A 22,171-nucleotide genomic window follows, 5' to 3' on the forward strand; every position below is an offset into this window, starting at 1 on the left:
TTCTAGTAGTGTATGATTTACCAGATAAAATAGTTCCAATTTAGAGTCACAATGGGCTGAACCTTTCAATATATTCCGCGTTGACACGTTCTTTATAAAGAACTACAATCGGAGATGTTGACCGTAACCATGTAACTCTCGTCCCAGTATGAAATATTAAATAGAAGAGGTGAAAATGTGAATAACCTTTATAATAATTTCTTAAAGGCTAATAATTTATTAGAGGGAAAAGTGTCTATTTATTTGGATTTTCTACGAGGGTTAGCTGCGATTCTAGTATTAATGGAACATCTAGGATCGAGACTATTCCTAGGTTATGGGTATTTACAGAATCCCAGCGCAATTATTAAATTATTGTATCTTCTTAACCTGCTGGGTGGACCATCGGTTATAGTTTTTTTTGTTCTTAGTGGCTTGTTTATATCGAGATCCGTTTTTAAATCAATCGTTGATAATAACTGGTCTTGGAAAACATACCTTGTGAATCGATTGTCAAGACTATACGTAGTATTAATTCCAGCATTATGTTTAACGATTATCGCTGATAACGTAGCTAGTGATTTTTTTGATTATAATAGGTATATGGATAGTTATACCAATATCAAGGAATTTATTGGGAATCTATTTTATCTGCAAAATATATTTGTCGGCAGTTATGGGTCAAACGGGCCTTTATGGAGTCTGAGTTATGAGTTTTGGTATTACATGCTGTTCCCTATTATTATTTTGCTATTTCTGAATCAGAAGAAAATCTTAAAGGTTGTGTACCTTTTCATTGCTCTAGCTATCATTCTCCTGATAGGGCAACGGATGAGTTATTATTTCTTAATATGGTTAGTGGGAATGCTTGTGTTACTTTTGCCGGCTACTCGAAGAGTAAAGAATAAATTTACTATGACTGCTTCATTCTTGTTTGTTTGTTTGGCTATGATCATGAGACCGCTGGTAAACAATGGGAGACTATTTGTTAAACATTATACAAATGACTTATTTATTGTAGATCTTTTTATAGGGCTATCTCTAGGCCTTTTAATTTACATATTCATGCATGGTACTGCAAAGAAAACAAAGCCAGAGAGTGAAAAAAAATGGATTGAAAAGACCTCGAAGTTGGTAGCCAGTTTCTCATTTAGTCTTTATTTAATTCATTATCCCATTATTAATCTTGTGTATTACTGGGCAGCTAAAAATGGTTTTAAAGGATTACAACCTAACTTAATATCTGTACTAATTGAAATATTGATCGTAGCCTTAATGTGCATAATTGCTTTCATGTTTTCAAGAATAACTGAAGTACGAACAAATGTTGTAAGAGCTATAATTATGAATATTTTAGAACGATTTAGTTATCATGATCAAAAAACAAAAGTGACGAAAATGGAAAACAATCTATTTAAATAAGATATCTTCAAGCTTCGAGTTAATCGGAGCTATGTAGTAGGTCTCAGAATATTTTTCGTTGACACGTTCTTTATAAAGAACTACAATTGAGCTAAGAGAAACGACAATCAATTATAAGTGTTGAATTCTACACATGAGTTCTTTATAAAGAACATAGCATGAATTTAATGTTCTTTATAAAATTTTTCAGGGTTAGGCAAATCTTTTTGTTCTTTATATGAAACGCCTCATGGGGTGTATTAGATCAGATGTTACACGAGTAGCTAACATTAAACTTACTTCGGTGATGCCTCCTAACCGTTATCAACGGAGGCACTCGGCCATGCTGTGGGTTGAATCGACCTTAGACGCGAGTCGTCAAAAGTGTGGTGCGAGGTGGGGTTAGATGCCCTAATAAGATTAAAGGATTTAATTATATGGTCTTTTTTACAAAGGCCTTATACTTAAGAACTTTAGTGAGAGGGTGCATTCATTTGTCATATCGACAAAGATTATCTTTATTAGTCTTCATTGACTCCTTTATCGTTATCTCCTCCATTTTCTTTAGCCGTTTTTTATTGAGTGCAAGTCTAGACGTTATCACGTTGCCTTTGGTTGTTAGCTCCATCACCTTACTACTTAGTCATCATGTATTTTCTTTCGTGTATAAGCTTTATAAGAAAGCTTGGGAACATGCGAGCATTGGGGAACTCATTTTTATTATAAAAGCTACTACCTACTCGTTAATTACCGTCGCTTGTGTTCAGCAGTTAATCATTCATGATATTTACTTCCGGTTACTTGCGGTGACATGGATGCTGCATATGATTCTTATTGGAGGTTCTCGTTTCTGTTGGCGGATCATTCGGAATACATATATTAAGAAGTCAGTCGTTAAGAAAAGAACACTGATTGTGGGTGCTGGGTCAGCTGGAACCATGGTGGTCAGACAGTTGATCAAAAACAACGATACTGAAATGTTTCCTGTAGGTTTCATTGATGATAATGTGAAAATTCACAATCTTGATATTTTGGGGATTCCTGTTATTGGGGGAATTGATCAAATAGAACGCGCGGTTAAAGAGCTAAATATCGATAACATCATCATTGCAATCCCATCCCTCAGCAAAAAAGACTTAAACCTTATCTTCCAGGAATGCACAAAAACCAACGCGAAGACGCAAACTCTCCCCAAGTTAGAAGATCTGGTATCCGGAAAACTTTCGGTAAATCACTTTATGGATGTGCAGGTAGAAGACTTATTAGGCCGAGATCCTATCGATTTGGATATAGATAGCATTTCAGGATACGTCACGAATAAAGTAGTATTGGTAACCGGCGCCGGTGGTTCGATTGGTTCTGAAATTTGCCGTCAGGTCGCGAAGTTTACTCCTCAGAAGCTGGTTCTGTTAGGCCATGGTGAAAACAGTATCTATTCCATCGAGATGGAATTAAAGGATTTATACGAGTCTACATCCATAGAGCTCTTTACGGAAATCGCAGATATCCAAGATGTTAAGAAGATGATGTCGATCATGAACAAATATCATCCGGACGTCGTTTATCATGCCGCTGCTCATAAACATGTGCCTTTAATGGAAAGAAACCCTGAAGAGGCATTTAAAAACAATGTGATAGGTACGATGAATGTAGCCATAGCGGCAAGCCAAAGTGCGGTAGATACGTTCGTTATGATCTCTACGGATAAAGCTGTGAATCCAACCAGTGTCATGGGCGCCACCAAAAGAATGGCCGAAATGATTATTCAGGATATGGATCGAAACAGTAACACGAAGTTCGTGGCGGTTCGTTTCGGCAATGTGCTGGGAAGCCGTGGCAGTGTCATTCCTCGTTTTAAGCAGCAGATTGTAAAAGGTGGTCCCGTCTCCGTCACTCATCCTGATATGATCCGCTACTTTATGACGATTCCAGAAGCCTCCCGGTTAGTCATTCAAGCAGGTGCGTTAGCGAGAGGCGGGGAGATATTTGTCCTAGATATGGGAGAACCCGTGAAGATTGTTGATTTGGCCAAAAACCTGATCAAGCTTTCAGGAAACTCGCTAGAAGATATAGGCATAGAATTTACAGGTATGAGGCCGGGAGAAAAGCTGTTTGAAGAGTTGTTAAATAGCGATGAGATCAATGAAAAGCAGGTCTATCCCAAGATTTATATCGGGAAAACATCGGAATTGTACATGGATGAAATAAAAGAAATGATATCCACCTACACCACACTAGATAAAGAGAATCTAAGAACTCAATTATTGAATCTAGCCAATAGTCATGTCATACCAATTCCAAAAAAATTAATCTCAATTGTTTAAAGAGGAGTTTTGAATCCATGAAAGTACGTAAAGCCATTATTCCAGCAGCCGGTTTGGGCACAAGATTCCTGCCTGCAACGAAGGCTATGCCTAAAGAAATGCTTCCCATTGTCGACAAGCCGACCATTCAGTATATCGTAGAAGAAGCAGTGGAATCGGGAATTGAAGATATCATTATTGTGACGGGGAAAGGGAAAAGAGCGATTGAAGATCACTTTGATAATTCCTTTGAACTTGAACAAAATTTATTTGAAAAACAAAAGTTTGACTTATTAACCGAAGTTCAGAAGTCGTCCAAAGTAGATATTCATTATATCCGCCAAAAAGAGCCTAGAGGCCTGGGACACGCGATCTGGTGTGCACGAAAGTTCATAGGCGACGAACCATTCGCTGTGTTGTTAGGAGATGATATTGTTCGTGCGGATAAGCCATGTCTGAAGCAAATGATGGATCAATATGAGTATCGCCATTCCTCCATCATTGGTGTCAAGCACGTTTCTGACGATGAAGTATCCCGCTATGGCATTGTGGATGGAAGACAAATTGAAAAGCAGCTATTTAGCATCAATCATTTGGTGGAAAAACCTAAGAAAGAAGAAGCTCCGTCTAATCTGGCCATCATGGGGCGTTATATTTTGACAGCACGAATTTTTGATATTTTGAATGACCAGAAGCCAGGCGCCGGAGGGGAAATACAGCTTACGGATGCCATTGAGGCGTTAAATGACCTCGAATCGGTTTATGCTTATGAATTTGAAGGTGAACGGTTCGATGTGGGTGAGAAATTGGGTTTTATACAAACCACGATTAATTACGCCTTGCAACGTGAGGATTTAAGATTCGATTTACTCAAATATCTTTCGTCCGTTCTGGAGAAAGAATTAATTAAGTAGGGGATACAGATGTCTAAAAAAGTGCTGTTATGCGCCACTGTTGATTATCATTTTAAAGCATTTCATTTACCTTACATGAAGTGGTTTAAGGAGCAGGGGTGGGAGGTCCATGTTGCCGCTAACGGTAATATGGACCTTCCTTATGTGGATGCAAAGTTTAATATTGCCATCCAGAGGTCCCCTTTTCAATTAAAAAACCTTAAAGCTTATGGAGAATTAAAGTCAATCATAGATGAAAATAAGTATGACATCATTCACTGCCATACGCCAATGGGGGGTGTGCTCGCACGTTTAGCAGCGCGGGAAGCACGGAAGAGTGGGACAAAAGTGATCTACACCGCTCATGGGTTTCACTTTTGCAAAGGGGCTTCGCGCCTAAACTGGATGGTTTATTATCCACTTGAAAAAATTCTTTCTTATTTGACGGATTGTCTCATAACGATTAATGAAGAAGATTATCAACTGGCCGTTGATCGTCGTTTCAGAGCAGGTCGAATAGAGCATGTGCATGGTGTAGGCGTAGATACCGTTCGATTCCATCCCATAAATGATTTACATAAGAATGAGTTGAAAGTAAAAGCTGGTTACAATTCAGAGGACATCCTCCTTTTTTATGCCGCAGAGTTTAATCAGAACAAGAATCAGCAAATGCTCATTCAGGCTCTAGCCTTAATTAAAAACGATGTCCCGAATACCAAATTGTTACTTGCAGGCGAGGGGCCGCTACAAGAGCAGTGCCGTAATCTCGCTAGAGAGTTAGGTGTGGAACATCAAGTCGATTTTCTGGGGTATCGAGATGATATTCACCTCATACTGCCAATGTGCGATGTTGCTGTTGCATCAAGTTTGCGTGAAGGGCTGCCTGTAAATATGATGGAGGCTATGGCTTGTGCTCTCCCAGTAGTTGCTAGCAGCAATAGAGGACATAGAGAGCTGGTTCTTAATGATAACAATGGCTGGATTGTAGAGCCCAATGATTACGAGGTCATGGCAATGAGGATTAAGCAGTTGGCTCAGAGTAAGGATCTTCGATCAAAGCTTGGCGATCACGGCAGAAATATGGTTGAGATCAGATATGCCATTCAAACTGTGCTAAATGAGAAAAGAAGTATTTATTCCCTATACATGAACGAAAAGGTGGATGTCATGTGGGCGATCCAATAAGGATTTTGCAAGTCGTCGTCAATATGAATCGTGGTGGAGCGGAGACCCTGCTCATGAATTTATATCGTAATATGGATCGATCCAAGGTTCAATTTGATTTTCTCACTAGTAAACCTGGCGTTTTCGATGCTGAAATCGAAGAAATGGGTGGAAGAATTCATCGTATTCCCTATGTATCGGAGATAGGTCATACGAAATATATGCAAGCTTTGGAGCACTTCTTTGAGACACATCCCCAATACCAAATTGTGCATGCTCATATGGACAAAATGAGTGGTTTCGTCTTGCGGGCCGCGAAGAAAGCAGGCGCACCTGTCCGAATTGCTCACAGCCATAATACAAGTAGTGAGGGTGGGGTTGCCGCAAGGGCCTACAAGTGGGTCGCTGGAACATTTATATCCTCTTGTGCAACTCATTTCGTAGCATGCTCGAATAAAGCGGCAAAATGGTTATTTGCCAACAAGGTGAATAAAGCAATGATTTTAAAAAATGGGATTGAGAGCGAGAAGTTTGCCTTCTCTCCTGAGGTTAGAGAGCAAGTTAGGCAAGAGCTGGGGCTTTCTTCGGAGAGTTATGTTTTAGGGCATGTAGGAAGATTTGCGCATCAGAAAAATCATTCGTTTCTTATTGATATTTTCGCACAGCTGCATCAAGAGAAACCGAATGCTGTCCTTATCTTAGCAGGAGATGGACCGCTGCGTGCAGAGATCGAAAAGAAAGTAGAAGCTTTGCATCTACAGGATAAGGTAAAGTTTCTTGGCGTCCGAAGTGACATTACTCGATTACTCCAAGCTTTTGATATGTTTGTATTTCCCTCCTTACATGAAGGTTTGCCTGTTACACTCATTGAAGCGCAGGGGGCCGGTTTGCCTTGTCTCATATCCGATAAGATTACCCAGGAAGTGGATATGGGCATCCAATTGGTGGAGCGGATATCGCTCGAAAACAAGTCGGTTTGGATAGAGCGGATAAATAGTGTTATCGCAAGAAATTTACCGAGACATATCCCGTCGTTCTCTTTATCGAACAATGGATACGACATTAAGAACAGCGCATCTTGGACGGAAGGGTTTTATTTAGGCGTATTGAGGTGATTGGATGAAGAAACTTACTGTGTTTACACCTACATATAATAGAGCTTATTGTCTGCATGTTTGTTACGAGAGCCTTAAGCGACAAACATCCAAAGACTTCGTTTGGCTGATCATAGACGATGGCTCGACAGATAATACGGAACAATTAGTGGCAGGTTGGATTTCAGAGAATGAGATCCAAATTCGATATCACCGCCAGGAAAATCAAGGGATGCACGGCGCCCATAATACAGCTTACAGGTTAATTGATACAGAGTTAAACGTATGTATTGATTCCGATGATTATATGCCGGATGGTGCCGTGGAACAAATCAACGCTTTTTGGGAATTACACGGTGGCGAGCATGTTAGTGGAATCGTTGGACTAGATTCTTTTACAGATGGCCGTATTATCGGCACGAAGCTGCCGGAGAATATGAAGCGTTCAACACTATTTCAGCTTTACAGCAAGCATGGCGTAATCGGAGATAAAAAGCTGGTTTATCGAACAGAGCTTACACGGGAGTACCCTTACCCTATTTTTGAAAATGAAAAATACGTCGGCTTAGCCTATAAGTACTATAAGTTAGACGAGCAGTACGAATTGCTTCTTATGAATGAAGTGCTTTGCTGCGTGGAGTATTTACCTGACGGCTCTTCAATGAACATGCTGAAGCAGTACCGCAAGAACCCAAAGGGTTTTGCTTTTTATCGTAAGGAGCTTATGAAGCTGCCGTTTGCTAGTTCACTTTTTAAATTCAGGCAGTCTATCCATTATGTGTCCAGCAGCCTGACTTCCGGCAATCGCAATTTCATGAAAGAAACACCTGCGAAACTGCTCACTCTTCTCGCAATTCCCCTTGGTGTCATGCTTTACTGGTATGTTATCAGAAAAACGAGTGTCACATAGAACTCGAAAGGAAAACAACAATGGCCATACTGTGGGTTAATCTGATTGTCGTCTATATCGCCTCCTATTTTTCAAGGATTTTGGCCAAACCTGTGGCAATTGGTGCTGAGGCTCTAGCGGTGAAGCCTAATAAATGGCTGGCGGGTATTGTTATGGCAACATTCGTAGTCATAGCCGGGCTCCGCAATAATATTGGTGATACTTTCTTTTATATGTATTCTTACAGATTAAATAATTACACATGGGAACAAGTAAAAGCTGAGAAGGATATAGGCTTCGGTATTCTACAAATGATATTGCAGAAAATCACTGATGATCCACAGTTGTTAATATTTCTCACGGCATTAGTGACTAATGTACTCATTGTCTATGTGTTGTATAAATATTCAAGATTGTTTGATTTAAGCATCTATTTATACATAACCTCAGGACTTTATATTATTTCTATGAACGGAGTAAGGCAATTTTTGGCATCTGCGATAGTATTTGCTGCTACCAAGTTCTTATTTGAAGGAAGCTGGAAGAAATATTTTCTTGTGGTTGCATTCGCTTCCTTATTTCACGGTAGTGCTCTAATTCTTATACCAATTTACTTCATTGTAAGAAGAAAGGCTTGGACAGCATCAACGATTGTTCTTCTGTCTCTGGCAATGATATTGATTCTAGGATATAGCGTAATATCAGATGCCATATTCACTGCAATTGCTGATACTCACTATGGCGAGTATAAAGATTTCCAAGAAGGCGGGGCTAACGTTATTAGGGTGGCCATCGGAGCGGTTCCATTGATTTTCGCATATCTGGGGAGAAATAAACTAAGAGAGATATTTCCTTACGGTGACTATGTCGTGAACATGTCTTTATTGAATTTTGTTGTCATGGCGGTCGCGACACAAAATTGGATTTTTGCCAGGTTTACCATCTATTTTGGATTATACAATATCATTCTCATGTCATGGGTCATCAGCCTATTCGTGAGGAGAGAACGAAAGTTTATCTATTATGCCGTTTTAGGTTTCTACCTTATTTATTTTTACTATGAGAACGTGGTTACTTTACATCTCTTTTATCGAAGTGACTACTTAAAATTTTAACTAACAGTCAGGAGGTTCAAAATGCCAATACTTATAACCGGTGGAGCCGGCTATATCGGAAGTCATACTTGTGTAGAGCTGCTGAACGCAGGATACGAAATAGTTGTTGTTGATAACTTAAGCAATAGCAGCCTAGAGTCTTTGAAACGAGTAAAAGAACTAACCGGTAAAGACTTTGCATTTTATCAGATTGATCTGTTAAACCGTCAGGATGTTGAGTTGGTTTTTAAACAAAATAAAATTGAAGCTGTGATTCATTTCGCAGGACTAAAAGCAGTAGGCGAATCCGTTCGTTTACCATTGCGATATTACCACAACAATATAACGGGCACGATCGTGTTATGTGAGCTTATGCAGGAATATGCGGTGAAAAAAATCGTATTCAGTTCGTCAGCAACCGTATATGGCATGTCGGATCAAGTGCCAATTACAGAAAACTTTCCACTAGGCGCAACGAATGCATATGGTCGTACAAAACTGATGATTGAAGAGATCATGCAGGACATGTATGTGTCCGATCCAACATGGAGCATTGCGCTGTTACGCTACTTTAACCCGATTGGGGCTCATAGTAGCGGCCGATTAGGCGAAGATCCAAACGGCACACCAAATAATTTAATGCCTTACATTACCCAAGTGGCAGTAGGGAGATTAAAGGAATTAAAGATTTATGGAAATGATTATCCAACTGTAGATGGCACGGGAGTCAGAGATTATATCCACGTCGTCGATTTGGCATGTGGGCATGTGAAAGCATTGGAGAAGATTATGGCAAGTACAGGGGTAGAGGCATACAACCTTGGTACGGGGCAGGGGTATAGCGTTGTGGAAATGGTGTTAGCATTTGAAAATGCAACCGGACAACATATTCCATATATGATAACAGATCGAAGACCAGGAGACATAGGCGTCTGTTTTTCGGATCCGAACAAGGCTAAGCGTGAGTTAGGGTGGAGTGCTCAGAGAGGCATTAAAGAGATGTGCCTGGATTCCTGGAGATGGCAAGCCCATAATCCATATGGTTTTCATAAAAAAGAAGAAGAAGTAACGGTATAGCGAGGGCTTACTCATGCGTATGTCGGTACGGACTGAAGGGGGATTCATGTTTGTTCCCTATAAATCAGAAATTTCTTAAAAGAATTAAGACGTTAATTTCCCTTATGAAGAAGGGAATAGTTACTCAGATTTGGTCGATCAAGGTTTTCAGTTCCGCTGACATGATAACAACGTTGTTAAATGAAACCGAATTAGACATGGATAAACCATCTATACAAGCTTCAGACGTAAATGATGCTCCAGCTGAATTTGTAGCAGATCCCTTTATTGTTAAGGAGGATTCGAGGTTCCATCTGTTCTTTGAGATCTTTAATAAAGAACTTGAACGTGGGCAAATTGGCTTAGCCATAAGCGCTGATGGGTTGAAATGGGAGTATCAACAAGTCGTTCTAAGTGAAAACTTCCATCTATCTTATCCTCAGGTTTTTAAAGTTGGGAACGAGATGTTTATGCTGCCTGAGACGATAGAAACCAATCGTGTTTTATTGTACAAAGCCAAACAGTTTCCTTATCAATGGGAAGTTGCATGTGAGCTGTTAGAGGGTAACTTCATGGATCCCTCCATTATCAAATACGATAATAAATGGTGGATTTTTGCAGGGACTGAAGGTGGGAATCTTCACTTATTCCATTCGGCGCAATTGGAAGGACCTTATCTCGTACATCCCCAAAGCCCAATAATTACTAGTAATCTGATGATTAGCAGACCTGGGGGAAGATTCATTTTTTCAGATAGAACGATCTATAGGTACACACAAGCGGATTATCCTCATTATGGCGATTCGGTAAGAGTGTTCAAGGTAAACAAGCTAACGGAGTTCCAATATGAGGAGGAGGAAATCTCCTTAATCTTGTGCGGTACGAAAAAAGAAGGCGATTGGAGAAAAGATGGGATGCACCATATCGACCAGCTAATGATTGATGATCATCAGTGGTTAGTAGCTGTCGATGGTCACAGTACCCAGAAGTCCAATTATTTTGTATGGAAGCTCAACCGTTTGAAATCTAAATTTTTAGTTAAGACCAATAGGAGCATGATTATGATGAAGCGATTTTTCGATTTGCTAATCTCAATTCCTTTATTACTCCTTTTTTCCCCGGTTATCGGCATTGTTGCTGTTTTGGTTCGAGTAAAGTTAGGATCTCCGATTATCTTCACACAGTTAAGGCCTGGATTGCACGGTAAACCGATTAATATCTATAAATTCCGAACCATGACAGATGCAAGGGACAACGAAGGGAATTTATTGCCCGATTCCATACGCTTAACTTCCTTTGGGGAATTCCTTAGAAAATACAGCCTTGATGAGTTGCTCCAATTAGTGAATGTGATTAAGGGAGACTTAAGTTTAGTAGGTCCAAGGCCGTTGTTAATGGATTATTTGACGCTATACACGGAAGAGCAGGCCAAACGCCATCAAGTACGCCCTGGAATTACGGGATGGGCTCAAGTTAACGGGAGAAACGCCATCTCATGGGAAGAAAAGTTCAGGCTTGATGTTTGGTATGTGGAGAATCAAAGCTTTCTTCTTGATTTTAAAATTCTAGCTTTAACTTTTGTGAAAGTGATTAAATCGGATGGAATTAGCCACGGAAATCATGTAACCATGGAGAAGTTCTCCGGATCAAATCTATCATGAAGGGTTTGGTACAGGTTGGATTTAGTCGTTATTGGTGAGGGTGGCCACAGCAAGGTCATCAAGGATTTGATTCATTCAAAAAGTGATGTTAAAATCATTGCCATTTTGGATGACAAGTATGACGAATTAACTGTAATTAATGAGATATATATAGGGCCCACCTCTTCCGCACATCTTTTATTGAGTCAAAGGAATCATCTTAAATTTGTAATTGCGATCGGGAATAACGAGGTTCGAAAGTCAATTGTGACAAAGCTTGGCCTAGCTAAGGAAAACTATGTTTCACTCATTCACCACACAGCGATTGTCAGTTCGAGTGCTTCTATTGGGAATGGTACAGTTATTATGGCTAATACCATTGTCAGTGCTGATACATGCGTTGGCGATCATGTGATCATTAACTCGGGTGCCATCGTAGAGCATGATAACCATATTGGTGACTATGCCCACATTGCTCCTAAAGCTACACTTACCGGTTCCGTGATTGTAAAAGAAGGGACTATGATTGGTGCGGGAGCAACCGTCATTCCTGGGAAAAGCATCGGAGAATGGGCGATTATCGGAGCAGGTGCCACCGTCATTAGTGATATCCCGACGAATAGTACAGCAGTAGGAACTCCGGCCAAAATTATTAGCAGCCGAAAGTTCGCCTAACAGCGCCCAGGGCGCTTTTCTTGTCCCAAGAACCCAAATAAAGGAAGTGCATACCCTGTGTTCACGCATACAAAAAGAATATATCTTTCCCCTCCACACATGAGCGGGAATGAAATGACCTATATTCAAGATGCTTTTGATACCAATTGGATCGCTCCGCTTGGCCCGCATGTCGATGCATTTGAAAAAGAGCTTGCCTCCTATGTGGGGGTTAACGACGCGGCTGCGGTTAGCTCCGGAACGGCGGCTATTCATTTGGCTCTACGGCTGCTGGATGTTCAAGCAGGGGATACGGTTTTTTGTTCAAGTTTAACCTTTGTTGCGAGTGCCAATCCGATTGTCTATTTGGGAGCTTCACCGGTATTTATTGATTCGGAACCAGAAACATGGAACATGTCCCCTCAAGCGTTAGAACGTGCCTTATACGATGCTGCCCAAGAAAGGAAACTGCCTAAAGCAGTCATTGTTGTTAATCTATATGGCCAAAGTGCAAAGATGGATGAAATCTTGGAGATTTGCCAAGCGTTTGATATCCCTGTAATTGAGGATGCAGCAGAATCGTTGGGCTCTACGTATAAAGGGAGAGCGAGCGGGTCATTCGGGAAATTTGGCATCTATTCCTTTAATGGCAATAAAATTATTTCGACTTCCGGCGGGGGGATGCTGGTTTCCAACGAAGGCGAGGAGCTGAATAAAGCTCGTTTCCTGGCAACCCAAGCGCGCGACTATGCGCCCCACTATCAACATAGCCAGACCGGTTATAATTATCGGATGAGCAATGTGCTCGCCGGGATTGGCAGAGCTCAGTTAGAGGTGCTGGAAGAAAGAGTTAACGCAAGAAGAGCGATCTTCAAAAGATATGTTCAAGAGTTAGCACATGTTCCAGGCATCGCGTTTATGCCCGAGCTGCCCAATACGCGTTCGAACCGTTGGCTTACAGTATTAACTTTGGACGAAAATGAAGCTGGTGTATCGGTTGAGGCGTTATTGGGAGCACTGGCGGAACAGAATATCGAGGCACGTCCAGTTTGGAAACCGCTTCATATGCAGCCTCTATTCGAAGGGGTTCAGTTTTACCCACATAGTGACAATGAGATTATATCCGAGCAATTGTTTAAAAGGGGACTTTGTCTACCATCCGGATCCAGTCTGTCGGAAGATGAGCAGATGCGGGTCATTACATGCATCAAAGAGTCATTGATTAAGGCCAAAAGCATAAGCGTTTAACACTGCGCCAAGCTTAAGCGCCTTCATTCATCTTCTGTCTGTGATGCTGCATTTTTTCAAATAGTGCTTCCTTCATTTCTATGTCAAGGCAGTCTCTATAAAGTAAAGAATTGTATGCATGCAAGACCTTATGGTAAGTACGCTGCGCCTTTTTCCATACACTCGTCGAAAGTGAATACATGACAGAATCCCTCCTTTTTTAAAAACTTATGTGGGAAATGGAGCATGTATTCAATTTATAGCGAATTATTACTCGATTGTTCTTTATTAAGAATTTTATTTCAAAGGAGATTTACAATGTGTGGAATAGTAGGGTATATCGGTAATCAGGACGCGAAAGCAATCTTGATTAAAGGTTTAGAAAAACTGGAATACAGAGGATACGATTCTTCCGGAATAGCTTTATTGAATGAAAGAGGTTCACATATATACAAAGAACAGGGACGAATAGCTGCACTTAACGATGTGATTGATCAGCAGGAGACAGCGTTAGTGGGTATTGGTCATACGAGATGGGCGACACATGGCAGACCTAGCCGCAGGAATGCACATCCTCATCAAAGCAACAGCGGTCGCTTTACCATTGTCCATAATGGGGTTATCGAGAACTTCGAGGAAATCAAGCGGCAGTTTCTATCAGGAGTACCTTTCGCAAGCGACACGGATACGGAAGTGATTGTACAGTTGATGGAGAAATTAGTGGAAAGCGGCTTAGAGGTTGAAGAAGCTTTTCGGCAATTGCTCGTCACAATGAAAGGTTCTTACGCCGTTGCTTTATTAGATAACGAAGATATCCATACGATTTATGTTGGTAAAAATAAAAGCCCCTTGCTCATTGGACTAGGCCAAGACTTTCATGTAATTGCAAGCGATGCTATGGCGATGCTGCAGCTAACGAATCAATTCGTGGAATTGATGGATGAGGAGATGGTCATTCTTCGCCAACATTCAAAAACGATTAAAACCTTGAGCGGAGAGCTCATGCAGAGGAGGCCTTTTCAAGTCAAGCTTGATGCCAGCGATATAGAGAAAGGGATATATCCGCATTATATGCTGAAAGAAATTGACGAGCAGCCCTTTGTCATTCGTAAAATCGTGTCCAAATACCAAGATGGCAATGGAGATTTGGTTATCGATTCTAACATTCGCAATAGCATGAAGGAAGCGGATCGTATCTATATCATCGCTTGCGGAACAAGTTATCATGCGGGACTGGTCGGTAAACAGTTGATTGAGAAAATAGCCGAAATTCCTGTTGAGACTCATATCGCAAGTGAATTTTTGTATAATAGACCGATTCTCTCCAAGCACCCACTTTTTATCTTTATTTCTCAAAGCGGAGAGACGGCGGATAGCAGAGGTGTATTAGTAGCCATCAAGCAGCTGGGTTATCCGACATTGACGATTACGAATGTACCAGGTTCCACGTTATCACGTGAAGCGAACTTCACGCTGCTCACTCATGCCGGACCCGAAATCGCGGTAGCCTCAACAAAAGCCTATACAGCACAAATTGCTGTATTAGCGATACTCGCATTTGACAGCGCGCGTGCAAAAGGAATCAATCAGGAAACCAACCCTTTCCACGAGTTAAGTATTGCCGCGAATGCGATGGAAATTATGATTAACAGGAAGGAGATGATGGAAGAGAACGTTTGGAAGTATTTGAATGCGTCACGCACCTGCTTTTTTATAGGGCGAAGCATGGATTACTACGCATGTCTGGAAGGCGCATTAAAGCTTAAAGAGATTTCCTATATTCAAGCCGAAGGATTCGCCGGCGGAGAATTAAAGCATGGAACCATTGCCTTAATTGAAGAGGGCACTCCCGTTATTGCGCTTTTAACCCAATCTCATATTAGGGGCAATATTAGGAGCAACGTCCAAGAAGTTCTGGCACGGGGTGCTCATGTTTGTATGATCAGCATGGAGGGGATGGAGGAAAAGCACGATCAAATCGTCCTGCCTGCTATTCACGAGCATCTTACCCCGTTGGTTTCGGTTATTCCGTTACAATTAATTGCCTATTATGCAGCCGTATATCGAGGTTGCGATGTTGACAAGCCAAGAAATCTTGCCAAAAGTGTCACCGTGGAGTGATGATAACCATGATCGGTCAAAATATTTCAAGTATACGGAAGCAGAGGGGGTACACATTGTCTGAGCTCTCAGAGCGGACAGGTATTTCCAAATCCTACTTAAGCAATATCGAAAGAAATCTCAAGCAGAACCCCTCCATTCATGTGATAGAAAAAATCGCAGAGGTTCTTAATGTGGATCTTAAGCTCTTACTGAAAATTACGGAAGATACGGGAACGAATCATCAACTGGATCAGGAATGGATGGATTTTATAGCTGATTTGAAACAATCCGGTATCGCCAAAGAACGCATTCATGAATTGAAAATTTTGATAGAGTTCATGAAATGGCATAACGATAAAGTTAACTAGTGAGCATTCCCAAGTCATCGGTTTGTACGATCCTGACTGCTGTTATAGATGAATCATAGCAAGAAGTAAAAGCCCCGCAGGGGGCTTTTTTCTTATTGTTCTTAATAAGAAACGTATTTGTTCTTTGGAGGAAATTCTGATATAATTATGAGAGCACCCATCACTTTGAGATAAGGGAAGATATGAAATGATTGGAAAACGAGTACAACAATTGAGGAAAGAGAAGGGCCTGTCACTGACAGAACTCGCTGAACGTGCAGGGGTTGCTAAATCCTATATTAGCAGCTTGGAGCGGGATATTCAGAAGAATCCTTCAATTCAGTTTCTTGAGAAAATTGCAGCTGTCCTTAAAGTGCCAGTCGAGAGATTAATCGATGAGCAGGATGAGACATCTCAGGATGGGCCTCAGCTCGATCAGGAATGGTATGACATTATTAAAGAAGCCATGTCATCTGGGGTTGATAAGCAGCAGTTTCGCGAATTTCTGGATTTTAACAAATGGAGAATGAAGCGACCAAACGATGAATAATCCAGATAACCTTGTGTAGATCTATGGGGACATACAAGGATCATTTTCAGCTGAATTTTGTGATTTTTGAGTCGTTTGGAAAGGGCTTCTTAGGAATGCGCGAATTTCGTCCATCGTAAAACCCATCTTACGTGCGCTCATAATAAGTTCGATCCACTCCGTATCAAGTTCTTCCAAATCCGTCTGATGCATCTGATGATTCACAAGTGACCCCTCCAAAGCATTCTTTGTGATACAAATCGTATCTGGTAATTTATTATCGCACGTTTTTTCCGCGAAATCAATCCCGATCATATTAAAATTATACAAATTGTATCGACGCTTATGTGATTCCCCTCGACAAATTCCGCATGAGCCTCCGCAGTTAGACCTAGAGATACTCGTAAGGGAAGGGGACATCTAGTGACCAATAAACGTATGAATCGCAGGGCGTTTCTTAAGTATAGTATGTCTGCGGTAGGATCTTTGGCGGCGCTTGCGGGAGCTAGCGGTCTATATAGCATCTTCGGCGAGAGGTATTGGATTCAGTTAAAAACAGTTCCACTTGCGTATCATCGATATCCTGCAGCATTCGCGGGTATGCGCATTGTTCAGTTCAGCGACACACATCTCGGTAAGTACTATAGTTTGGACCAATTGGCACGAGTGGTTAAGCTGGTTCAGCGGCAAAAGCCTGACTTGATTTGTTTTACAGGAGATTTATTTGATTCTAATTACGGTCAAATAAGTGACGATGTGATTCCGATTCTATCGCGGCTTCAAGCCAAATCGGGCAAATACGCGGTTCTCGGCAATCACGATATGCGCCTGGACCCTGGGCGGGTCAAGGATGTACTTGAACGATCCGGCTTTACTGTGCTAGTCAACGCAAATAAGTCGATTGTACGCGGAAATAGCCGTTTATGGATAGCAGGAATTGATGAAATGTTCCACGGTAAACCGGATCTGCCTCTCGCCTTAAAAGGTACCGTAGTAGACGAGTTCGTGCTGCTGCTTGCACACGAGCCGGATTTCGCAGATACCGCCTTGAAATTTCCTGTTGACTTGCAGCTCTCAGGCCATAGTCATGGCGGGCAAATTCGGATTCCTTTTTACGGGAGCCTATTTACACCGGATCTGGGACAAAAATATGAGGTAGGACTTTATACCTTCGAAAAAAGTGAATTTCACGTTTACACAAACCGCGGCATAGGAACTACATTGTTTCCGATAAGGTTCAATTGCCGGCCTGAAATTACCGTGTTTGTCTTGGAAACGAAGCAGCCATAACCGACAAAAACTCCGCCAGCTGATGCTGACGGAGTTTTTTTATTGGTTAATAGCAGAACCACTTTTTCCAAATATCGTAGGAATCCGGACAATCATTATTGCCCCAATTGATGTCGTCCCAGCAGTCTTCATACCAATTGTTGTTGTGATTGTTATTATTATTGTTGTTGCTGTTATTGTTATGATTGTCGTTGTTGTTATTATTATTGTTGCTGTTATTGTTATTATTGTTGTTGTTGTTGTTGTTGTTGTTGTTGCTATTGCTGCTATTGCTGTGATTATTATTGTTGTTACTATTGTTATTGCTGTTCTGGTATGTACTTGAACTAAATAACTTACTCAGATTAAACAAAGAAGTAAGCTGCGATAAGAAACTATTTTTCTGAGAAGTGCTTGACTCATAACCCGAAGCGTAAGCGGATACTGGAAACGTAATCGCACTGAAAATGAGAAGGATGAATAGAAACCTAGCAATTTTTAACAATGTACGTGGCCTCCCTCCATGAGTTGTTAAAGGATGAAAACGTTCTTTATTAAGAATTATACCGTAGATATTAGCTTTTGAGAACAGGAAAAGGCATAGATCATTTATCAAATTTGTGATACAATATGTAACATACAATAATTAGGAGGATTGATAGAATAGAGTACCTTGAGTTCATATGTAATAGCAAAAAATGGATACATACAATGAAATTTGATTATGGTCATGTGAGGTGCTATTCATGCAAGTTGTTCAACCGATAAGAGATCAAGAGAAAATTGAACAATTACAAGAAGTTTTAAAAGAACAATCAATTCGGGACTGGCTTCTCTTTACAATCGGGATTAATTCCGGACTTCATCTCAGCGATCTTCTATCATTGAAAGTAAAAGATGTGAGGGATCGAAATGTGGTAAGTGTTCGGGAGGAAAAAACGGGTAAAGTCAAGACATTCCAGCTTTCTTCACAGCTTAAGGCCTTTATCAAGGAGTATATTCAATATATGGACGAGGATAATTACTTATTTCCGTCCCAACGAACGGGTAATCCCATCAAGAGAATTCGCGTGTATCGAATTTTAAATCAAGCGGCGAAACAAGTTGGATTAACAGATATTGGCACTCACACACTCCGTAAAACATATGGCTATCATTACTATTTAAAAACGAAAAATGTCTCTGTACTTAGAGATTTGTTTAATCAGTCAGCGCCATCCGTCACCTTGAAGTATATCGGTGTAAATAAGTAGTAGCAGGCGAACATCGCTATTCTGTCTCATGACAGATACATAACGTATCGTAAGTAACGGAGAATGGATTTTTACTTTTTAAGAAAAGCTGAGCGTTGGGAGTAGGTCCACATATGAATCAAGAACTTAAGATTTCAATCGATATTCATCAGATTCTTCTCTATCTTGGCATCGACAAACAGAAATTTCAGGCTCATAAAGTCCAATTTGCTCGGCAATCAACTACTCCAACGAACGCTCAGCCCTTACAAAGGCAATGAACCGTTTTGCTTCATCTGGCGAAAGCTTTCGGCCATCAACGGTCAATGAAAACTTTTGCAAAATATTTTCATCTGTTAAATCAAGATTTTCTACAAAGTCCCGAACATCGTTATCAAGAACAGTTTGCTGAAGGTTCGTGCGTCCAAGCAAATAGTCAATGGAAACATTAAAAAAGTTCGCTATTTTATTAATGGTTTCGTAATCGGGCTCGCGACGGCTTGTTTCATAGTGAGAAAGGGATGCCCTGGATATACCAATTTTAATGGATAATTCTTCTTGGGTCAGTCCTCTCTTTTCACGTAAGAGGGCAATACGGTCTCCATACTTCAGCTTGATCATTCCTCACTGTTTATTTTTCTACCATTATATCCACGGTGTTTAACCAAATATACCAGAAAACCATTATAACAAAGCAAAGATTCATTTGACTAGATACAATATGTATTAAGGTGGTGTGAAGGCTTTGACGATCGGAAAAAGAAGCAAGTTAACACTGACTACCCCTTTAGAAGGTAAATTAACAATTGTTCAAATGTATGCGAGAAATATACATACGAAGTATGCGCTAATCGATATTTTGGAATTAGAGAAATCACAATTTACTTTCGAAAGTTCATTGATTTTACCTACGGATAACGAAATCATATACGGCTTTGAGCTTATCGTTGCGAATCGAAAGTTCCATTGCGAGGGTTGCATAGACCTTGTGAGTAAGAACAAAGATATATATTTGTATAAAGCGGCCGTTCAACCTAATGACTACGTAGAATTCGAATTGCTTTATGAAATAAATCAACTTGCAACTTTACATAATAAAGAATTTGCCAGAATCACAAAAAGCTACGAAGCTGATCGATATTATGATGACGTTGTGGTCAATTATATCTGTTAATAGGAACAAACCCCTTGTTAAGTTACGAAATGTATCTTATAATCATTTATATATACATATTGTAACAATAAACGACATTAAGATTCAGTAAAGGGGAGAAATTTATGTTTAACTTAGATATGGTGTATTGCGTGAAATGCGAATCGGTGATGTCCAGAAACAAAGCGGAGAAAGTGTTCAAAACAGGGTATTATAAGACTACAATCCCTCTGTGTCACTGTAAGGACTGCGCCAATGAGCGTTTGGAGAAATTAAGTGCTGAGTTGTCCGGAAATTCGCAGATTTGTTATTCCGGTTTTGAAGCCTCCGCATTTTTATTTACAACATAGGAGGCATGACCATGAGTCTGTTTGACAGCCGCCATAATAAATAAAGCCATCCCTTGATTTAAAGGGGTGGCTTTTTCATTTTTACTGAAGCAAATGCTTATAGGCACTATAGTCGATCTGCTCTCTCTCAAGGAAGCTGGTCAAGCTGCGGTAGTCACGCTTCGGAGTTGCAAGAATGTACCCCTCGATACAGTGATCTCTCGTTACCTCATTGGCGTTGGCCTCCAAAGCAACCTGTCCGATTCGAGCCGCGATGGAGTGCTTGGCAATATCTCTAAAAGCTGTTGGCACGGGAGAGACTAGCTGATCCAGGAATGATTTAGAGTCTTCTGTCCAAAGATGGCGAGAGCTGTCGACATAATGATTTTGCCAATCAAGCTTCGACTTTCCGTCTTCTTTGGGGAGCACCTTCAGGAACTTGCGAAACATGAAGTATCCGCCTACAGACATGAAGAACAGCAGGACAAACACCCAGAAAATAATGAACCACATAAAAAAATCGTTAGCCATATATTTGTCACCTCACTACCAAACGGTCATATATGATAAGAATTATACCTTATTTCTAGATTTCTTGCGACAATCCGAGTAAAATAGGAAGGTAGTAGATAGACACTCAATAAAGGAGCAATGAATCATGCCCAAAATTGGCTCACACGTTTCGTTCTCAGATAAAGGCTTGTTAAATGCAGCTGAAGAAGCAGTTTCATACGGTTCTTCCACGTTTATGATATACACAGGCGCACCACAAAATACGCGCCGCAAACCCATTGAAGATCAATACATTGAAGAAGGCAAAGCTTTGATGGACAAGCATGCAATGAACGAAATTGTCGTGCACGCGCCTTACATCATTAACTTGGGTTCCTATAAAGAGGATACCTTTGAACTGGCTGTGCGCTTCCTTCAAGAAGAGATTCGCCGAACGGCCTACATCGGTGTGCGCAATATCGTTCTTCACCCTGGCGCCTATACAGACAAGGATGCAGAGTACGGCATTGAACGTATCGCTGAAGGTTTGAACGAAGTACTGGCTGGCGTGAAGGATACTGACGTGAATATTGCGTTGGAAACAATGGCTGGCAAAGGCACCGAAATTGGCCGCAGCTTCGAGGAAATTGCGGAAATTATGGAGCGTGTGGAGTTTAACAACAAACTTACGGTTTGTATGGACACTTGCCATATTCACGATGCTGGTTATGATATTGTTAATGATCTGGATGGCGTTCTGCATCATTTCGATAAAGTTATTGGCCTAGAGAAGCTAGGCGTCGTTCACTTGAACGACAGTAAGAATCCTCGCGGGGCTGCGAAAGACCGTCATGCGCCGTTAGGCTCAGGCTGGATTGGCTTTGAAGCAATGAACAATGTGGCTAATCATGAGAAGCTGCAGCATTTGCCGATGATTCTAGAGACGCCTTGGATCGGAAAAGAAGACAAAACGCAGCGTCCGATGTACGAAGCGGAAATTGCTCTTTTGTCCGGCAATCTCAAAGGCCGCTTCGGCGAAGAGTTTCTGGATCATGTAGAGCGAATCGACCATATGTTTGGCAAAAAGGATATTCATTTCCGCGATTACGTGCTGAAAACTTGGGAGATTCTGAAAAACGATGCGAAAGCGAAAAAAGCGGACGGCCGCGAGCCGTTAGAGCGCTTGTACGATATTTTGCATGAAGAAAGATTGTTGTCCGACCTAAGCGAGGAGCAGCTTAACCAACGTCTTATCGTTTGGCTTGCCGGTCAGGATATATTGAAGAAGGCTTAATACAGATACAGATAACTTTCGAGTAGAAA

23 protein-coding genes and 1 pseudogene are annotated in these 22,171 nt (G+C 41.0%); 20 read left to right on the forward strand and 4 right to left on the reverse strand.

Annotated elements, in window-relative coordinates; all coding sequences use genetic code 11:
- Positions 1 to 177 precede the first annotated feature (177 nt).
- The 15 genes and pseudogenes from PCH02S_RS18590 to PCH02S_RS18655 all read left to right on the forward strand — a co-directional run bounded on the left by PCH02S_RS18590 (position 178) and on the right by PCH02S_RS18655 (position 16,394).
- The gene (locus PCH02S_RS18590) at positions 178 to 1,401 is read left to right on the forward strand and encodes an acyltransferase family protein (protein WP_127455439.1); all 1,224 of its coding nucleotides are present in this window, start codon (positions 178 to 180) and stop codon (positions 1,399 to 1,401) included.
- Between the two features lie 473 nt (positions 1,402 to 1,874).
- Positions 1,875 to 3,704, forward strand: a complete 1,830-nt coding sequence (locus PCH02S_RS18595; RefSeq protein ID WP_127455549.1) for a polysaccharide biosynthesis protein — start codon at positions 1,875 to 1,877, stop codon at positions 3,702 to 3,704.
- A gap of 17 nt (positions 3,705 to 3,721) precedes the next feature.
- Entirely contained in the window at positions 3,722 to 4,597 is an 876-nt protein-coding gene (gene galU, locus PCH02S_RS18600) for a UTP--glucose-1-phosphate uridylyltransferase GalU (RefSeq protein WP_127455440.1), read from the forward strand.
- 9 nt (positions 4,598 to 4,606) lie between these two features.
- Positions 4,607 to 5,761 (forward strand): glycosyltransferase family 4 protein, encoded by a 1,155-nt coding sequence (locus tag PCH02S_RS18605; protein WP_127455441.1) that lies wholly within the window; start codon positions 4,607 to 4,609, stop codon positions 5,759 to 5,761.
- Positions 5,746 to 6,855 carry a glycosyltransferase family 1 protein gene (locus tag PCH02S_RS18610; RefSeq protein WP_127455442.1) on the forward strand — a complete coding sequence of 370 codons (1,110 nt, stop codon included), beginning with the start codon at positions 5,746 to 5,748 and terminating at the stop codon, positions 6,853 to 6,855. The genes PCH02S_RS18605 and PCH02S_RS18610 overlap by 16 nt, the downstream gene beginning before the upstream one ends.
- 4 nt (positions 6,856 to 6,859) lie before the next feature.
- Complete coding sequence (locus PCH02S_RS18615) at positions 6,860 to 7,744, forward strand: glycosyltransferase family 2 protein (protein ID WP_127455443.1); 885 nt, start codon at positions 6,860 to 6,862, stop codon at positions 7,742 to 7,744.
- Positions 7,745 to 7,764: 20 nt separating this feature from the next.
- Positions 7,765 to 8,838, forward strand: a complete 1,074-nt coding sequence (locus PCH02S_RS18620; RefSeq protein WP_127455444.1) for an EpsG family protein — start codon at positions 7,765 to 7,767, stop codon at positions 8,836 to 8,838.
- 21 nt (positions 8,839 to 8,859) lie between these two features.
- Positions 8,860 to 9,894 (forward strand): UDP-glucose 4-epimerase GalE, encoded by a 1,035-nt coding sequence (gene galE, locus PCH02S_RS18625; protein WP_127455445.1) that lies wholly within the window; start codon positions 8,860 to 8,862, stop codon positions 9,892 to 9,894.
- Between the two features lie 197 nt (positions 9,895 to 10,091).
- Positions 10,092 to 10,835 (forward strand): annotated as a pseudogene (locus PCH02S_RS37160) (glucosamine inositolphosphorylceramide transferase family protein); the annotation flags it as partial.
- A 102-nt stretch (positions 10,836 to 10,937) separates the two neighbouring features.
- Entirely contained in the window at positions 10,938 to 11,534 is a 597-nt protein-coding gene (locus PCH02S_RS18630) for a sugar transferase (protein WP_127455550.1), read from the forward strand.
- Between the two features lie 15 nt (positions 11,535 to 11,549).
- On the forward strand, positions 11,550 to 12,188 hold the full coding sequence (locus tag PCH02S_RS18635) for an acetyltransferase (RefSeq protein WP_127455446.1): 639 nt from the start codon (positions 11,550 to 11,552) through the stop codon (positions 12,186 to 12,188).
- Positions 12,189 to 12,302: 114 nt separating this feature from the next.
- Complete coding sequence (locus PCH02S_RS18640; RefSeq protein ID WP_276562911.1) at positions 12,303 to 13,415, forward strand: DegT/DnrJ/EryC1/StrS family aminotransferase; 1,113 nt, start codon at positions 12,303 to 12,305, stop codon at positions 13,413 to 13,415.
- A 297-nt stretch (positions 13,416 to 13,712) separates the two neighbouring features.
- Positions 13,713 to 15,515: a glutamine--fructose-6-phosphate transaminase (isomerizing) gene (gene glmS, locus PCH02S_RS18645; protein ID WP_127455447.1), complete on the forward strand. Its 1,803-nt coding sequence runs from the start codon at positions 13,713 to 13,715 to the stop codon at positions 15,513 to 15,515.
- Positions 15,516 to 15,523: 8 nt separating this feature from the next.
- Positions 15,524 to 15,865, forward strand: coding sequence for a helix-turn-helix domain-containing protein (locus PCH02S_RS18650; RefSeq protein WP_127455448.1), 342 nt, complete (start codon positions 15,524 to 15,526; stop codon positions 15,863 to 15,865).
- A 187-nt stretch (positions 15,866 to 16,052) separates the two neighbouring features.
- A complete protein-coding gene (locus tag PCH02S_RS18655; protein WP_127455449.1) occupies positions 16,053 to 16,394 on the forward strand; it encodes a helix-turn-helix domain-containing protein in 342 nt (113 codons plus the stop codon).
- A gap of 21 nt (positions 16,395 to 16,415) precedes the next feature.
- On the opposite strand, the gene PCH02S_RS18660 is transcribed toward PCH02S_RS18655, so the two are convergent.
- The gene (locus PCH02S_RS18660) at positions 16,416 to 16,598 is read right to left on the reverse strand and encodes an anti-repressor SinI family protein (RefSeq protein WP_246069152.1); all 183 of its coding nucleotides are present in this window, start codon (positions 16,596 to 16,598) and stop codon (positions 16,416 to 16,418) included.
- Positions 16,599 to 16,796: 198 nt separating this feature from the next.
- Here PCH02S_RS18660 and PCH02S_RS18665 point away from each other — a divergent pair, with 198 nt between their 5' ends.
- A complete protein-coding gene (locus PCH02S_RS18665) occupies positions 16,797 to 17,663 on the forward strand; it encodes a metallophosphoesterase (RefSeq protein ID WP_127455450.1) in 867 nt (288 codons plus the stop codon).
- Between the two features lie 46 nt (positions 17,664 to 17,709).
- On the opposite strand, the gene PCH02S_RS36990 is transcribed toward PCH02S_RS18665, so the two are convergent.
- A complete protein-coding gene (locus PCH02S_RS36990; protein WP_407670101.1) occupies positions 17,710 to 18,285 on the reverse strand; it encodes a hypothetical protein in 576 nt (191 codons plus the stop codon).
- 103 nt (positions 18,286 to 18,388) lie between these two features.
- Here PCH02S_RS36990 and PCH02S_RS18675 point away from each other — a divergent pair, with 103 nt between their 5' ends.
- Positions 18,389 to 18,895: a tyrosine-type recombinase/integrase gene (locus PCH02S_RS18675; protein ID WP_127455452.1), complete on the forward strand. Its 507-nt coding sequence runs from the start codon at positions 18,389 to 18,391 to the stop codon at positions 18,893 to 18,895.
- A gap of 222 nt (positions 18,896 to 19,117) precedes the next feature.
- On the opposite strand, the gene PCH02S_RS18680 is transcribed toward PCH02S_RS18675, so the two are convergent.
- Complete coding sequence (locus PCH02S_RS18680) at positions 19,118 to 19,486, reverse strand: helix-turn-helix domain-containing protein (protein ID WP_174806797.1); 369 nt, start codon at positions 19,484 to 19,486, stop codon at positions 19,118 to 19,120.
- A gap of 133 nt (positions 19,487 to 19,619) precedes the next feature.
- On the opposite strand from PCH02S_RS18680, the gene PCH02S_RS18685 reads away from it, so the two are divergent.
- Positions 19,620 to 20,048, forward strand: a complete 429-nt coding sequence (locus PCH02S_RS18685) for a hypothetical protein (RefSeq protein ID WP_127455454.1) — start codon at positions 19,620 to 19,622, stop codon at positions 20,046 to 20,048.
- A 104-nt stretch (positions 20,049 to 20,152) separates the two neighbouring features.
- The gene (locus tag PCH02S_RS18690) at positions 20,153 to 20,377 is read left to right on the forward strand and encodes a hypothetical protein (protein WP_127455455.1); all 225 of its coding nucleotides are present in this window, start codon (positions 20,153 to 20,155) and stop codon (positions 20,375 to 20,377) included.
- 81 nt (positions 20,378 to 20,458) lie between these two features.
- Here PCH02S_RS18690 and PCH02S_RS18695 read toward each other — a convergent pair whose 3' ends face one another.
- Positions 20,459 to 20,887: a DUF2621 domain-containing protein gene (locus tag PCH02S_RS18695; RefSeq protein WP_127455456.1), complete on the reverse strand. Its 429-nt coding sequence runs from the start codon at positions 20,885 to 20,887 to the stop codon at positions 20,459 to 20,461.
- A 127-nt stretch (positions 20,888 to 21,014) separates the two neighbouring features.
- Here PCH02S_RS18695 and PCH02S_RS18700 point away from each other — a divergent pair, with 127 nt between their 5' ends.
- Entirely contained in the window at positions 21,015 to 22,142 is a 1,128-nt protein-coding gene (locus PCH02S_RS18700) for a deoxyribonuclease IV (protein ID WP_127455457.1), read from the forward strand.
- The last annotated feature ends 29 nt before the right edge of the window (positions 22,143 to 22,171 follow it).

Origin of the sequence: Paenibacillus chondroitinus NBRC 15376 (assembly GCF_004000765.1) — a bacterium.
GTDB lineage: Bacteria > Bacillota > Bacilli > Paenibacillales > NBRC-103111 > Paenibacillus_E > Paenibacillus_E chondroitinus.